Raw genomic sequence first — 14,882 nt, 5'->3', positions numbered from 1 at the left:
GTCGCGTTGATGCATCGGAATTTTCGCTTACTGCGCGTCGGGATGCTTGACGAAGTACCCCAGGCCGGTCGGCTTGACGCTTTCCATCACCAGCGCATAGCTCACCTTGTCGAAGGTGCGGAACACCATCGCATGCGAGGCGTATTCGTCGGGCAGGCCGACGGTGGAGCCGGACGGGCCGCTGAAATCGTCGTCGGTCCGCGAGAAGCGCGCGTGCTTGACGCGGTCGCTGACCGTGCGGCCCTTGCGCCAGATCGAGAACACGGTGCCGTTGTTGATGCCTTCGCGGGCGCCGCCGGAGATGGCGATCACGTCGCGGGTGCCGCCGACGATGAAGGCGTCGGAGATGGCCAGCACGCGCAGTTCGGTCTGCAGCGCCTGTTCGGACGGCGGGTGCGGGATGAACTGCAGATCGTAGGGCTGTGCTTCGACCGCGACGATGCGATCGCCGGCGCGCACCTCGCGGCCGCTGTCCTGCAACAGCAGGGTCGCCGCCTTGGAGTTGCCGCCTGCCGCGCTTCGGGTGATGGTGCCGACGTTGACCTGCGCCAGCTCATAACCGAGGAACTCGCGGCGCTTGCTCGGCGCGATGAAGTTCTTCCAGATGTTGCCGGAGCCGGCGGTGATGTTGCCCGCCATGTCCAGGTCTTCGTTGTGCTTGGGCAGGCTGAACTTCACGGTGGGGCGAACCACCGCAAAGCGCTGGCCCGGCTGCGCGTTCTCCAGGCCGACCACGTAAGCGACCTGGCCGGTGGTGGCGCGCGTGCGGCCGCCTTCCAGGCCCACCACGTAGGGCAGCTGATCGAAGTCGTCGACCACGCGCAGGTTCTTCAGGAATGGCTCGACGTCGGCCAGCGGAATGGCGTTGATCGGCGCTTCCTGGCGCGGGCCGGGCTGGATGGTGCCTTTGCCGACGCGATCCAGATAGGCCAGGCTGATCACGTCACCCGGATAGATCAGGTGCGGATTCTGGATCTGCGGATTGGCCTGCCAGATTTCCGGCCACAGCCATGGTTTTTGCAGGAAACGCCCGGCGATGTCCCACAAGGTATCGCCCTTGCGGACCACATAGGTCTCTGGATGCTCGCCCACCGCTTGCGCGGCAGCGTAGGTCGCGACGGTCAGCATCGCCGCAGCGACGACCGTACGAAGTCGGTTCAACATGAGTGCCTTCTTGCCTGATTCCCCAACAGGTCCGCGCACTATAGTCCAGAAACCGGGGCGCCACGCAAGCATTGCGCTAGAATGACACCGTCTTGCCGGCGCCGCGCCGGTGTCCCAGACGGGTAACCCCATGGCTTTGCTCCCTATTCTCGAATTTCCCGATCCGCGGCTGCGTACCAAGGCCGTGCCGGTCGATGCGGCCGAGGTCACCAGCCCGGCGTTCCAGACCTTGCTCGACGACATGTTCCAGACCATGTACGAGGCGCCCGGCATCGGCCTGGCCGCCAGTCAGGTGGACGTGCACAAGCGCTTCATGGTGATCGACGTCAGCGAAGAGAAGAACGCCCCGCAGGTGTTCATCAATCCTGAAATCGCCACCCGCCAGGGCGAACAGGTGTACCAGGAAGGCTGCCTGTCGGTGCCGGGCATCTTTGCCGATGTCAGCCGCGCCGATGCGATCACCGTGCGTTACCTGGACCGCGACGGCAAGGCACAGGAGCTCAGCACCGACGGCCTGCTGGCGGTGTGCATCCAGCACGAGATGGACCACCTAGACGGCAAGCTGTTCGTGGACTATCTGTCTCCGCTCAAGCGCGAGATGGTGCGCAAGAAGCTGGCCAAGCAGCGCAAGCATGTGGCTTGAGGGCTGGGATTGGGGATTCGGGATTCGGGATTGGTAAGCGCGGGTTTTTGCACGCCTGTGAGTCGGCTGGTTTCAAATCGTTGAGCGCTGATCTCGGTGCGATTTGAGGGCTATGCCGGCACATTGCCATTGCGGCAAGTCCCGGGGTGGATGGCCTTGAAACCTCGGGCGCGGAATGCGTGACCGCCAAGCCGCTGCCTATTACGGGCTTCGAATTCCTGGATGCAATTCCCGCTTCTCAGCGCACCCGATCGATGATGGGGCACGCGGGTGCTGGCGCCGGTTAGCCCAATCTCCAGCGTAAATCCCGCTCTGCGCCTTTCAGCCCCACGCTACTCCCGCCCCGGCCAGCACCCCCGCCGTTGCCAATCCCGAATCCTAAATCCCGAATCCCCGCCCTATGAGAATTATCTTCGCCGGTACACCGGACTTCGCTGTCGCCTCTTTGCGCGCGGCCGCGCAGCGGCATGAAGTGGTGGCGGTCTACACACAGCCGGATCGGCCGGCCGGGCGCGGGCGCGGGCTGACCCCCTCGCCGGTCAAGCTGGAAGCGATCGCGCGCGGCATTCCGGTCTACCAGCCGCAGACCCTGCGCTCGCCCGAGGCGCTGGCCACGCTGCGCGGGCTCGATGCGGACCTGATGGTGGTAGTGGCGTACGGGCTGATCCTGCCCAAGGCGGTACTGGCCGCGCCGACCCACGGCTGCTGGAACGTGCATGCCTCGCTGTTGCCGCGCTGGCGTGGCGCCGCGCCGATCCAGCGCGCCATCGAGGCCGGCGATACCGAAACCGGTGTGTGCCTGATGCAGATGGAAGCCGGCCTGGATACCGGCCCGGTGCTGTTGTCGCAACGCATCGAGATCGGCGAGCAGGAAACCGGCGGGCAGCTGCACGACCGCCTGGCTGCGCTGGGCGCGCAGGTGCTGTCCGACGGCCTGGGTCTGTTGCGCGCCGGCATCCGTCCGGTGGCGCAACCGCAGCCGGCCGAGGGCGTGACCTATGCGCACAAGCTGGACAAGGCGCAGGCGCGGCTGGACTGGGCGCAGCCGGCGCAGGAACTGGCGCGGCGCGTGCGCGCGTTCAACCCGTGGCCGGTGGCCGAGGCGGTCCTGGCCGGCGAGCGGGTGCGCCTGCATGGCGCGGTGGCGCTGGAGCTGGCGCATCAACAGCCGCCGGGCACCCTGCTGGCCGCCAGCAAACAGGGCATCGACATCGCCTGCGGGCAGGGCGCGCTGCGGGTGCGCGTGTTGCAGCGTGAGGGCGGCAAGGCGATTACCGCCGCCGATTACCTCAACGCGCGCCGCGACCTGCCGGCGCTGCGCTGATGTCGGCCGATACGGTGGCGGCGGGCGTTGGCTCGCGCCTGGCTGCGGCGCGGGTGCTGACGGCGGTATTCGACCAGGGCCGCTCGTTGAAGGCCGAGCTGGCCGCCACCTTGCCCGGCGTGGCCGATCCACGTGATCGCGCGCTGGTGGAGGCGATCTGCTTTGCGGTCATTCGCCGGCGCCCGGCGTATGACGTGGCGTTGCGGCAATGGCTGGAACGTCCGTTACCGCCCCGCGATGCCGAACTCAAGGCGTTGCTGATGGCCGGCTTTGCGCAACTCGACGTGCTGCAATTGCCCGCGCACGCGGCGTTGTCGGCCACCGTGGAGGCGTGCCGCGCACTGGGCCGGCCCCGTCAGGCCGGCATGGTCAACGCGATCTTGCGGCGCGCCCAGCGCGAAGGATTTCCGGCGGTGGCCGACGACGCCGGTTGGCCGTCGTGGCTGCGCAAGCAGTTGCGCGCGGACTGGGGTGAGCGTGCCGAAGCCATTTTTACCGCCAGCGCGCAGATGGCGCCGATGTGGCTGCGGGTCCATCGCGGGCGCACCGACCCGGCCACCTATGTGACACGTCTGACCGACGCGGGCATCGCCGCGCAGGCCGACCCGGTGCTGCCGGATGCGGTGCGCCTGTCCATGGCCGTGCCGGTCAGCCAGTTGCCCGGCTTTGCCGAAGGCGAGGTCTCGGTGCAGGACGGGTCGGCGCAGCAGGTGGCCGATGCGTTGCCGCTGGCGCCATCGGCGCGCGTGCTCGATGCCTGTGCCGCACCCGGTGGCAAGGCGGCGCATCTGCTGGAACGGCACCCGGCGCTGCAGCTCACCGCGCTGGACGTGGATGCGCGCCGCCTGGAGCGCGTGCAGCAGACCCTGCAGCGCACCGTGCCGACGGCGCAGGTGGCATTGCACGCGGCCGACGCGGCCGATACGGACGCATGGTGGGACGGCCAGCCGTTCGATGCGGTGCTGCTGGATGCGCCGTGTTCGGCTACCGGGGTGGTGCGGCGTCAGCCGGACGTGCTGCTGCATCGCCGGGCCGACGACATCGATGCGCTGTGTGCGCTGCAGGCACGCCTGCTGGATGCAAGCTGGCGTACCTTGCGGCCGGGCGGGCAACTGCTCTACACCACCTGCTCGCTGCTGGCGCGCGAAAACCAGGCGCAGATCGACGCCTTCCTGCAGCGCACGCCCGATGCACAGGCACAGCCGCTGGGGGCGCAGTTCGGCCACGCGGCGGGGCCGGGGCGGCAGCGCTTCCCCGGCGAGCAGCACTGCGACGGGTTCTTCTACGCACGTTTGCTAAAAGCCTCCTGATCGCGCGCCGGTTCCGGCGCCCCCTCCCGCATCCCGCTGCTGCCCGCCATGCTCAAGACCCGTGCCTCGAAGGATTTCTGGCTGCTGGCCATCACCGCTGTGCTGGTGATCGGTGCCGGCCTCGGATTGCGTGACCCCTGGCCGTCGGACGAGCCGCGCTTTGCGCTGGTCGCCAAGCAGATGGTGATGAGCGGGGACTGGCTGTTCCCGCACCGCGGCAACGAGTTGTACTCGGACAAGCCGCCCATGCTGATGTGGCTGCAGGCGCTGTTCTACACGCTGCTGGGCAACTGGCGGGTGGCGTTTCTGCTGCCGTCGCTGCTCGCGGCGCTGGGCACCCTGGCCTGCGTCTACGACCTGGGCCGGCGGTTGTGGACGCGGCGGGTGGGCGCTTACGCGGCCTGGATGCTGTTGTTCACGCTGCACTTCACCTTCCAGGCAAAGAAGGCGCAGATCGACCCGCTGGTGGTGTTCTGGATCACCCTGGCCAATTACGGCTTGCTGCGGCATCTGCTGATGGGCCCGGCCTGGCGCTGGTGGACGCTGGGCTGGTTCGCCGCCGGGCTGGGGGTGATCACCAAGGGCGTGGGCATCATCGCACTGCTGATGCTGATCCCGGCCGGGATTGCCGCAGCGCGCGGCTGGCCGGGCGTGCGCGTGCATGTGCGCGACCGCCGCTTCTGGCTCGGGCCGCTGTTCTTTTTCGTGGCGATCGCGCTGTGGTTCGTGCCGATGATGGTCACCGCGCTGACTGCCGGCCAGCCCGAATACCGCGTGTATCTCAACGACATCCTGCTGCGCCAGACCGCCAAGCGCTACGCCAGCTCCTGGGACCATGCGCAGCCGGTGTGGTACCACCTGCAGAGCATGGCCACGATGTGGCTGCCGACCATCCTGCTGCTGCCGTGGGCGGTGCCGGCGTGGCGGCGGCGGTTGCGGCGACGCGATGCGCGTTATCTGCTGCCGCTGGCGTGGTGGCTGCTGGTGCTGGTGTTCTTCACCATTCCCAGCGGCAAGCGCGATGTCTACATCCTGCCGGCGCTGCCGATGTTCTGCCTGGCGCTGGCACCGTTGGCGGCCGGGCTGCTGCGCCGGGCCGGCGTGCAACGGCTGTTGTTCGGCTTCGTGGTGCTGCTGACGGTGGCCTTCGCTGCGGGTGGGGCGGCGATGCTGATCGGGCATCCGGGGTTCGAGCAGAAGATCATGGACAGCCGCGGTGTCGGCAGCGAAGCGACCGACCCGCTGGGCTGGCTGCTGCTGGCGGTCGGCGGTTGGGGCGTGGCCAGCCTGCTGCTGTTGCGCGTGCGCCGCTCCGCGCTGGCGGCCGCCTCGCTGCTGGGCGCGTGGTGGGTGGCGTTCGGGTTGGTCTGCTACCCCGTCTTCAACGACTCCAGTTCGGCCGGTTCGGTGATGCGCGAGGTTGGCCGGCGCATCGGCCCGGACGCACAGCTCGGCCTGGTGGCCTGGAAGGAGCAGAACCTGCTGATGGCCGACCGCCCGGCACAGACCTTCGGCTTCAAGGTGCCGTGGGAAGAACAGCTGCGCCGCGGCGTGGCCTGGCAGGCCGCGCAACCGGGCCAGCGCTGGCTGATGGTGCAGGAGACCGCCTTGCTGGGCTGCGTGGATCGCAGCCGCAGCCAACTGGTCGGCGTGGCCAATCGCCGCCGCTGGTGGCTGGTGCCGGCCGATGCGGTGCAGGGCGACTGCGTGGCCAGCTCCACCGAGAAGGCGGTCGAAGAAAAGGAGCAGGGCAACCTGGACGTCGAGTGAGGCGCGCATGCCCGCGGCCCGTGCGGCAGGCGCTGCGTCAATGCGCGCGCCGGTGCCCGTCTAGCAGGGATTCATGCGCCGCATCGTTAGCTTGGCCGGCGTCGCTGACACCCCCTGCCTGTTCCACCTCCCTTTTGCTGCCGATCTGTCGATGACTTCCTTGCACACCCCGCCTGCCTCGCGTGACATCACTGCGCCCGTCGTATCACGGGCGGGGGTGGGGATGGCCGAGCTGGGCGTGTTTGCGCTCACCGCCCTGGTGGTGAGCATGCCCAGCGGCCTGTTGCCGTTCGGCCTGTGCCTGCTGCTTGGGTCGTTGCTGGGGTGGCGCAGCCTGCGGGGCGGCATCGCCGCGCGTGATGTGACCTTGCGTACGCTGGGATGGCTGACGGTGGCGGTGATTGCGATGTCGCTGCTGTCGATCGCCTTGTTCGAGCATGGCCTGCGCGATGTAGGCAACCGTTCGCGCTTTCTGGTGCTGCCGTGGGCGGCGTTGTGGGCCTATGCCTTGCAGCCGCGCCAGATCTGGCTGTGGCGGGGCGCGCTGGCCGGCTTGGCGGCGGCCATGGTGATCGCGATCGTGCAGGTGATGCGTGGCGCCGACCGTGCCGAAGGCTTCACCAACGCCATTGTCTTTGCCGACATCGCAATGATGCTGCTGGTGGTGGTGGCGTTCTGCCGGCCCACCGGCGCCGTGCGCTGGCTGGTGGGCGCGGCCATCGCCACGGTGGTGGTGATCGTGCTCAGCGGCAGTCGCGGGGTCTGGCTGGCCTTGCTGGCAACCGTGGGCGTCCTGATCTGGGGCGCGCCCTGGCACAGCGCGCGCATACGCCTGCTCACCTTCGTCGGTGGGGCGGTCGTGGCCGTGGGTGTGATCGCCAGCGTGCCCGCCTTGACCGACCAGATGCGCGTGGGAGAGTTGCAGCGCGATCTGCAGCGTTATGAGGTCGGCGACAGCGATTCTTCCGCCGGTGCGCGCATCGAACGCCTGCACGTGGCCTGGGACACCTTGCGTGCACATCCGCTCGCCGGCGTCGGCGTTGGCCGTTTCGACGATGCGATGCATGAGCTGCCGGCGTGCGCGGCCGACAACGCCCTGTTTCGTTGCCATCTGGGCCATGCGCACAACGACCTGGCCGAATGGGGCGCCACCCAGGGCGTGCCCGGGTTGCTGTTGCTGATTGCGGTCTACGGCGTGCCGCTGTGGCTGTTCGTGCGCCTGCATCGGCGCAGTGGGCAGGTGCAGTTCCGCGGACCGGCCGCAGCCGGGGTGATGTTCGTGATCAGCTACGCGCTGTGCGGGCTGACCCAGTCGATGTTCGCGCACCAGGTGGCGGCCAGTTTCTATAACGCGATGGTGGGCGTGCTGGCGGGGCTGGCAGCGCGCCAGGCGCAGCAGGCCGCGACGGGATTGCAGGTCACCCGTAACGGGGTGTGACCCGGCAGCGCCCGCGCACTCAGTCGCCGCGCGGTTCCGCTGCGCGCGGCGGGTCCTGCACCGGCTGCCGGTGCTGCAACAGCCACAGCATGATGGTCTTCTGGCGCACGTAGTTGGCGCGCACATAAGCGTAGATCAGCCCGTGCCAGCCGTCGCGGAAGCCGCCGCGCAGCAGATAGCCGCGCCAGAAGCGCCACGCCGGCGCCAGCACCAGCTTGCTCCAGGTGGCGCGCTTGCCGCGCGCGTAATCGTGCTCGGCCATCATCTGTGCGTAGCGCTGGGTCTTGGACAGCTGCTGCATCAAGGAGCGATAGGGGTAGTGGATCAGGTCGCCGGGCAACGTGATCACTGCACCATCCACGCTGGCCGCCTCGTGGATCTCGCGCTTGCCGCGCCAGCCGCCGCGGCGTCGATCGAACAGGCGCAGCACTCGGTCCGGATACGCGTTGCCATGCCGCAGGAAGCGGCCGAAATAGTCCGACAGCCGCGCGAAGCGGTAACCGGCAGCAGCAGGAAACCCGGCATCGCGTGCGGCGATGATCGATGCGCGCAAGCGCTCGCTGATGCGCTCGTCCGCATCCAGGCACAGCACCCAGTCGTGGCTGGCCTGCTGCACGCAATACGCCTTCTGGCTGCGGTAGCCATCGAAGGCGCGTTGCACCACGCGCGCACCGTGCGCGCCGGCAATGGCCGCAGTGGCATCGGTGGAGCCGGAGTCCACCACCACGATCTCATCGCAGAACGCCAGCGAGGTCAGACAGTCGCGTAGGCGATCGGCCTCGTTGAACGCGATAATGCAGGCGCTGATGCGAGGCCGTTCGTCGGGTGCGGTCGAAGAGGACATGTGATGGCCGATTACCTGCTGTTCGCAACGGAGCGTTACGCGTTGCCTATTCTGGCGCCATTGGCGCAGGCATTACAGGCCCGCGGCGACACCGTGGCCGCCTGGTACGAAGGCGGTGCCCGCGGGCTGGTGCTGCCGGGAGTGCGCGAGGTCGGCCTGCGCGATGCGCTGGCCTTGCGCCCGCGCGCGGTGTTCAGCGCGGCCAACTGGGTGCCGCCATTCATCGCCGGTGCCAAGGTGCAGCTGTTCCATGGCTTCAACGTGCAGAAACGCGAAGACAACCGCGGCCACTTCCGTGTGCGCGGGCTGTTCGATCTGTATTGCACGCAAGGCCCGGCCACCACCGCGCCGTTTCGCGCACTGGCCGAGCGCGAAGGGCATTTTGTCGTGGCCGAAACCGGCTGGCCCAAGCTCGACCCGGTGTTCCGCGACGATGGCGGGCACAGCGCCGCGCTGCGTGCGCCGGCCAATGGCCGCCCGGTGCTGCTGTTCGGTTCCACCTTCACCGAGCGCCTCAGTGCAGCACCGGTGCTCTACGACGAGATCGCCGCCGACATCGCGCGCGGTGCGCACTACTGGCTGCTCACCCTGCATCCCAAGTGCGCGCCGGAGCTGTTTGACCGCTATCGCGCGCTGGCCGGTGCCAACGCGCGGTTCGTCGAGCCCGAAGAGGTGATTGCCGCGCAGCGTGCGGCCGATGTGCTTGTGTCCGATACCTCGTCGATCGTGTCCGAGTTCGTGGTGCAGCACAAACCGGTGGTGACCTTCCGCAACCGCGTGCCGCAGCCGCATATGCTGGACTTCCAGCAGCCCGGGCAATTGCCGCAGCAGCTGGCGCGCGCGTTGGCGCCGGATGCGGCGCTGCGCAGTGCGCTGGCCAGTTATGCCGATGCGATTCATCCGTATCGCGACGGGCAATCGTCGCAGCGGGTGATTGCCGCCACCGACGACTTCATCGCCGGCAAGCTCGGGACGTTGCGACCCAGACCATTGGGTGCGCTCTGGCGCGGCCTGCAGATCCGGCGCGAACTCGGTTATTGGGGGCCGGCGCAGCGCTGAGCACCGTTAGCTGGCGCTTGCGCTACCAGCGCAGCGTGCGACGCGCCAGTGCGGCGGCCAGTTGCCCCTGCAGCCGTTGCGCCTGCGCCAGTGGCACAAAGCGCAGCCGCAACGCCGGGCCGGTGGCGCTGGCACCGGCGGTATCCAGCCACAGCGTGGCGGTGCCGGTCAGCCGGTCCAGCGGCGAACGCCGCAATTGCAGCGCCTGCAGCTTGTCCAGTTCGGCCAGCCGCCACCAGCGTTTCCACCAGCCGCCACGCACCGCCACATAACGCGTGTCCACCGCATAGCCCATGCGCTGCACCTGGCGATACGCCTTGAACCCGCTCCACGGCAGCCAGAGCAGCAACCATGCGGCCTGGCTGCCGATCTGCCATGCCAGCGCGGCCACCAGCGGCACCAGCATCAGCACCGTGGGCAGGCTCAGGCGCCACCAGCAATGGGTGGCAACGGCCTGCCAATGCTGCGGCGGCCAGGCGATGTCGGGCAACAGGCGCTGCAGCAAGGCGTCACAGCGCTGCGGTGGGGCGATGGGTGCCAGTTCCTTGAGTGCGCTGTCGTGGGTGTCGCCGGTGCCGGACACCGCGGTGTCCACACGCAACTGGCGGCGGCCGAACAGCCGGTGCAGACGGCTTTCGTACAGCGTCCACGACTGGATGCGCCGCAATGCCACGCTGCTGCGGATGCGCGTCAGCAGACCACGCTCCACGGTCAGGCGCCGCTCCGATTCGCTGAGATGAAACCCGTGGTATTGCGTTATCGCCAGCGCCACCGAGAGCGCGCGCATGGCCAGCAACACGGCCAGCATGGCGATCACCACCAGCGTGGCGGTGACTGCTGCGCCCGGATGGACCTGACTGACGTAGCGGTAGGCCAGTTCGCCGTTGGTCTCGATGAACGTGGAGGCCACGCGGCGCGGAATCATCTGGTAGATCACACCGATACTGGCGGCCACCACCACCATGCCGCGGTTGGAGATCAGGCCCAGGCGAATCACTTCGGCCATCGGCAGACGTAGCAGGGTGCTGCGGTCCTGCGCCTGCAGTTGCACTTGCGCGGTGTGCGGGTGCTGCGCACGGCGGCGGATCAGGTCTTCCAGGGCCAGGGCCTGATCCAGCCGCAGCACGCGCATTTCCGCTTCCGGCTTGTGCCCGCCCGCCGACTCCAGCCGCACTTCGGCCACCCCGGCCAGCCGATGCAGCAGCGACTGATGCACCACCACGTTATGGATGCGCGCGAACGGAATATCGCGCCGGCTGCGCTCCAGCAGCCCGCTGCGGATCGCCACGCTGTCTTCGCCGATGCGGTAGCGATAGGTGAAATAGCGCAGCACCGAGATCGCCACCAGCACGGCCATCACCACGCCGGTGGCGATGTGGTCGGCAACGTCGCGGCTGCCATCGCGGCTGCCGAACACGATCAGTGCCACCAGCGGGATCAGGAACTGGCGGATCTGCTGCAGCAGCACGAACACCCACGACAGCGGATGCAGGCGCTGCTCGTCATCGCCGGAGCGCTGCACTGCGCTCACAGCGCGTCGTCGTGGTGATCGAGCTGGCGGGCCAGGCGGTCGCGCAGCTGTTCGGCATCGGCCTGATCCAGCCCGGACACCGCCACGGCGTTGAGCCGGCTGCCGGCGGTGTGTACCACCAGCGTGGTCAGCCGGGTGGCGCGTTCGATCGGGCCGCGGCGCAGGTCCACGTGCTGCACGCGCGAGATCGGCACCCGCGTATCGCTTTGCCACAGGTGGCCACGTTGCAGCGCCAGACCATGCTGGTCGAGTTTCCACAGCGTGAGCCGATGCCGTTTGACCGCCAGCCACGCGCACAGCAACGCGAGCACCAGCATCACGCCCGGCACCACCGGCCAATAGCGCCAGGCATGCAGCGCGGTGAGCGCAACGCCGGTGGCGATCAGCCCGGCACATCCGCCGCCGAGCACACCGTTGGCCGCCGCCACATAAGCGCCACGCCGCGGTAGTTGCTGCCACTGCGCGTGGTCCGCGGCCGCAAGCTGGGCAGGCCTGGCGGGGACCAGGATGTCGGGGTGCGGCGGTGGAACGTCGTGCACGAGGCGGGCCTGCAGAAGCGGTTCGCAAGCATAGCCGGGCGCCGAGTGCAGGCGCACCCGGCGCCGGGCGCGCTATTGCGCCGCCAGGATCAGCGCATCCACATCCAGCGCATGGCCGGCACGGGTGGCCTTGGTGCGCAGGTAGTGTTCGTTTTCCGGCGTGATGTCGCCGGTGACCGGAATGCGGTCCTCCACGGCGATGCCGGCTGCGCGCAGGCGCTCGGCCTTGGCCGGGTTGTTGGTCAGCAGCCGGATCCGGCCGATGCCCAGGCCGCGCAACATCGCCACCGCGCTGCCGTAGCGGCGCTCGTCCGGGCCGAAGCCCAGCTGCGCGTCGGCGTCGATGGTGTCCAGCCCGGCGTGTTGATAGCCGTAGGCGCGCATCTTGGCGGCAATGCCGGTTCCGCGGCCTTCCTGGTCCAGATACAGCAGCACACCGCCGCCCAGCTCCTTGAGCTTGGCCAGCCCGTGCCGCAGCTGGTCGCCGCAGTCGCATTTGAGCGAGCCGAACAGGTCGCCGGTAAGGCAGGAGGAATGCACGCGCACCGGTACGGCGGCGGTCAGATCCGGCTGGCCGACCACGATCGCCACCTGGTCGCGCTGCGCCACGCCGCCGCGGAACACCACAAATTCGCTCATACCCAGGCCGCGCAGCGGCACCGGGGTGCGGGTGACCAGCTCGAAGCCGGCGGCGGCCGCTGTGGCGCAACCGCTGCCCAGATCGTCCAGGGCCAGCGACTGGCAGCCGGCGAAGGCGGCATGGTCGTGCACATCGCGCAGCTTCACCGCCAGCATGGCCGGCAGCAGCAAACCCAGCCGCGCGATCTCCGCGCCACCGGCATCCAGCGCATCGCCGGCGGTCCACTGTGTCGGTACCGGGGTGTCGCGCAGATAGGCCAGCGCGGCCAGCTGGTCGTAGCTCTGGTCGGCCAGCGCAACCCGTGCGCCCTGCGGCGCGGTCAGCCCCAGCACCTGGGCGCGGGTCGGGGTGACAAACAGATAGTGGCGGCCCTGCGCGGCGCGTGCGAAGGCGGCGTACGACTGCGCCGTGCTGCTGTCCAGCGCCAGCACCGCACGCGACCGCCCGCCTGCGGCGGTCAGCAGCACCGGCCGGCCGGCGCGCAGTTCGGACGCGGCGCGCTCGCAGCGGATCGCCGCCGGATCGCCGAAGGCCTGTGCGCTGGGGGAGGGGACGGGGCTGCTCATGCACGACTCCAGATGGGGATTGCCACGGTCGCTTCAAGGCGGACGCCGCCGCGACGCGACCGGACGCATGGCGCCATTGTCGCGCGCTTCGCCGCCGCCAGTTGCCACCGCCGGCTGGAACGCTGCATCCAGCGGCCGCGCATGAGTGACCCCGCGGGTACCGGTTGGTTGCGCACCGGCCGCGTTGTTCAGCGCCCGGCAATGCTTTCTAATCGGGCGATCTTTCAGCCCAGCAGATCCCATGCGTCTTATCGACTGCAGCGAAGCGCGTCATGCCAGTGCGATTCTGGACATCTTCAACGAGGCCATCGCCCATTCGACCGCGCTGTACGACTACCGGCCACGGCCACCGGAGAGCATGGTCGGCTGGTTCGCCACCAAGCGCGCCGGCGGGTTTCCGGTGATCGGCGTGGAAGACGACGACGGCACACTGATGGGGTTTGCCAGTTACGGCACCTTCCGCGCCTGGCCGGCGTTCAAATACAGCGTCGAACACTCGATCTACGTGCACCAGGACCATCGCGGCAAGGGGCTGGGGCGCACGCTGCTGCAGGCCCTGATCGCCGCGGCCGAGCAGCGCGGCGTGCACGTGCTGGTGGGCGGCATCGATGCCAGCAACCAGGCCAGCATCGCCTTGCACGAACAGTTCGGCTTCACCCACGCCGGCACCGTGCGCGAGGCCGGCTTCAAGTTCGGGCGCTGGCTGGATCTGGCCTTCTATCAGCGCATCCTGGCCACGCCTGCGGACCCGCACGACGATTGAGCGTGGTGGTGATGCGGCGTGAAACGTTCTGAGCGCGAACCTGCCGCAAGCGCTTGATGGAAGAGCGCGCCGTGACGCGCGCGCCCGCGCGTGCGGGGCCGCAGGACGCGTGATGCGCCGGACCCGATTGCAGCGTCGTTTCCAGTGGCTGCACGGCATCTGGCACAACGCGCTATCCACGCCCGGCAGCTGTGCCCCGCCGACGGGACGGCCCGGGCGCCGATGGGATGGGTGTGCAGGCAGCACCGGCGCCCGTCTCGCAAGGCGAGTGGCCACTGGCGATCGGTAGCCTAGTGCGGATGCCGCTCGGTCGCGTAGGGATTGGCTTCGCCACTGCCCGGCGGGCGCAGCGTGTAGCGCTTGTAGGTCCATTGATATTGCGCCGGGTCGCGCCGGGCGATCTGTTCGATGCCGGCATTGAGCGCGCTGGCGGCGCGCACCGGGTCCGGGTCGGCCACGGCCGGGTCGGCCGGCTGCACATGCAGCGCAAACTGCAGGTCGTCGCCGGCGCGCTCGCACCAGCCGTACAGCACGGTGGCGCCGGTGCGTTCGGCCAACCGGTTGACCAGGGTCATGGTCAGCGCCTGCATGCCGAAGAACGGCGCAAACACGCCATCGCCCATCTTCGGCTGCTGGTCGGGCAGGATGCCGACCGCGCCGCCGTCCTTGAGCACCTTGAACAACTGCCGCACGGCCGGGCCTTCGGCGCGCACCTGGCGCACGTTGTCGCCGCCGCGTGCCAGCTGCAGGAAGCCGTCCACCGCCTCGGACTCCGGCGGCCGGTAGACAATCGCGATCGGCCCGCGTTCGGACAGCCACTGGTTGAGCAGCTCCCAGTTGCCGAAGTGTGGCGCGGCCACGATCACCCCGCGGCCGGAGGCCAGGGCCGCGTCGTAGAGCTCCTGGCCATTGCGCTGCAGACGCGCCAGGTTGTCTGCCGGCGGGCGGGTCCAGGTGCGCAGCACTTCCAGCGTCTGGCGTGCGGTCGATTGCAGGACCTGTGCATGCAGCTGCGCGCGCTGTGCCGCGCTCAACTCCGGGTACGCCAGTTCCAGGTTGCGCCACGCCACGCGCGCCTCGCGTGCATTGAGCTTGCGCCAGCTCCAGGCCAGCGCATCGGCCACGCGTTTGAGCAGCGGCCAGGGCAGGCGGCCCACGGTGGCGGCGGTGGCATACAGCAGGCGAGCGCGAAGATCAGGTGTCATCCGCGCAATTCTAAACAGCGCGGCCGGTGAAGACCCGCAGGTGACAGGGCGGGCAGCGCTGGGCATGCTGCGCGGCACAGTTTGCT

13 protein-coding genes are annotated in these 14,882 nt (G+C 68.9%); 7 read left to right on the top strand and 6 right to left on the bottom strand.

Annotated elements, in window-relative coordinates; genetic code table 11:
• Nucleotides 1-27: 27 nt before the first annotated feature.
• Nucleotides 28-1,164: a LysM peptidoglycan-binding domain-containing protein gene (locus tag ACCQ10_RS18355; protein ID WP_184555630.1), complete on the bottom strand. Its 1,137-nt coding sequence runs from the start codon at nucleotides 1,162-1,164 to the stop codon at nucleotides 28-30.
• A 130-nt stretch (nucleotides 1,165-1,294) separates the two neighbouring features.
• On the opposite strand from ACCQ10_RS18355, the gene def reads away from it, so the two are divergent.
• From def to ACCQ10_RS18330, 5 genes are all read left to right on the top strand, one after another.
• Nucleotides 1,295-1,807, top strand: coding sequence for a peptide deformylase (gene def / locus ACCQ10_RS18350; protein ID WP_047694659.1), 513 nt, complete (start codon nucleotides 1,295-1,297; stop codon nucleotides 1,805-1,807).
• 400 nt (nucleotides 1,808-2,207) lie between these two features.
• Nucleotides 2,208-3,131, top strand: coding sequence for a methionyl-tRNA formyltransferase (gene fmt / locus ACCQ10_RS18345; protein WP_039413618.1), 924 nt, complete (start codon nucleotides 2,208-2,210; stop codon nucleotides 3,129-3,131).
• Entirely contained in the window at nucleotides 3,131-4,441 is a 1,311-nt protein-coding gene (gene rsmB / locus ACCQ10_RS18340) for a 16S rRNA (cytosine(967)-C(5))-methyltransferase RsmB (RefSeq protein ID WP_372361507.1), read from the top strand. The genes fmt and rsmB overlap by 1 nt, the downstream gene beginning before the upstream one ends.
• Before the next feature lie 48 nt (nucleotides 4,442-4,489).
• Nucleotides 4,490-6,211, top strand: a complete 1,722-nt coding sequence (locus tag ACCQ10_RS18335; protein WP_372361506.1) for an ArnT family glycosyltransferase — start codon at nucleotides 4,490-4,492, stop codon at nucleotides 6,209-6,211.
• 151 nt (nucleotides 6,212-6,362) lie between these two features.
• Nucleotides 6,363-7,649, top strand: coding sequence for an O-antigen ligase family protein (locus tag ACCQ10_RS18330; RefSeq protein WP_372361505.1), 1,287 nt, complete (start codon nucleotides 6,363-6,365; stop codon nucleotides 7,647-7,649).
• 19 nt (nucleotides 7,650-7,668) lie between these two features.
• Here the strand turns inward: ACCQ10_RS18330 and ACCQ10_RS18325 are convergent, their stop codons facing one another.
• On the bottom strand, nucleotides 7,669-8,493 hold the full coding sequence (locus ACCQ10_RS18325; RefSeq protein ID WP_039413609.1) for a glycosyltransferase family 2 protein: 825 nt from the start codon (nucleotides 8,491-8,493) through the stop codon (nucleotides 7,669-7,671).
• Here ACCQ10_RS18325 and ACCQ10_RS18320 point away from each other — a divergent pair, their 5' ends adjacent.
• Nucleotides 8,494-9,552 (top strand): CDP-glycerol glycerophosphotransferase family protein, encoded by a 1,059-nt coding sequence (locus tag ACCQ10_RS18320; protein WP_372361504.1) that lies wholly within the window; start codon nucleotides 8,494-8,496, stop codon nucleotides 9,550-9,552. It begins immediately after the preceding gene.
• A 22-nt stretch (nucleotides 9,553-9,574) separates the two neighbouring features.
• Here ACCQ10_RS18320 and ACCQ10_RS18315 read toward each other — a convergent pair whose 3' ends face one another.
• The 3 genes from ACCQ10_RS18315 to ribA form a co-directional block, all read right to left on the bottom strand.
• A complete protein-coding gene (locus ACCQ10_RS18315) occupies nucleotides 9,575-11,083 on the bottom strand; it encodes a PH domain-containing protein (RefSeq protein WP_372361503.1) in 1,509 nt (502 codons plus the stop codon).
• On the bottom strand, nucleotides 11,080-11,589 hold the full coding sequence (locus ACCQ10_RS18310; protein WP_228334838.1) for a PH domain-containing protein: 510 nt from the start codon (nucleotides 11,587-11,589) through the stop codon (nucleotides 11,080-11,082). The genes ACCQ10_RS18315 and ACCQ10_RS18310 overlap by 4 nt, the downstream gene beginning before the upstream one ends.
• A 105-nt stretch (nucleotides 11,590-11,694) precedes the next feature.
• Nucleotides 11,695-12,828 (bottom strand): GTP cyclohydrolase II RibA, encoded by a 1,134-nt coding sequence (ribA, locus tag ACCQ10_RS18305; protein WP_372361502.1) that lies wholly within the window; start codon nucleotides 12,826-12,828, stop codon nucleotides 11,695-11,697.
• A gap of 241 nt (nucleotides 12,829-13,069) precedes the next feature.
• Between ribA and ACCQ10_RS18300 the strand changes: the two genes are divergently transcribed.
• On the top strand, nucleotides 13,070-13,591 hold the full coding sequence (locus ACCQ10_RS18300; protein ID WP_166749411.1) for a GNAT family N-acetyltransferase: 522 nt from the start codon (nucleotides 13,070-13,072) through the stop codon (nucleotides 13,589-13,591).
• 290 nt (nucleotides 13,592-13,881) lie between these two features.
• Here ACCQ10_RS18300 and ACCQ10_RS18295 read toward each other — a convergent pair whose 3' ends face one another.
• A complete protein-coding gene (locus tag ACCQ10_RS18295) occupies nucleotides 13,882-14,796 on the bottom strand; it encodes a lauroyl acyltransferase (RefSeq protein WP_166749410.1) in 915 nt (304 codons plus the stop codon).
• Nucleotides 14,797-14,882 lie beyond the last annotated feature (86 nt).

This window comes from Xanthomonas sp. NCPPB 1325, from assembly GCF_041477645.2.
GTDB classification, from domain to species: domain Bacteria; phylum Pseudomonadota; class Gammaproteobacteria; order Xanthomonadales; family Xanthomonadaceae; genus Xanthomonas; species Xanthomonas cannabis.
This window is presented reverse-complemented; position numbering and strand designations above follow the sequence as displayed.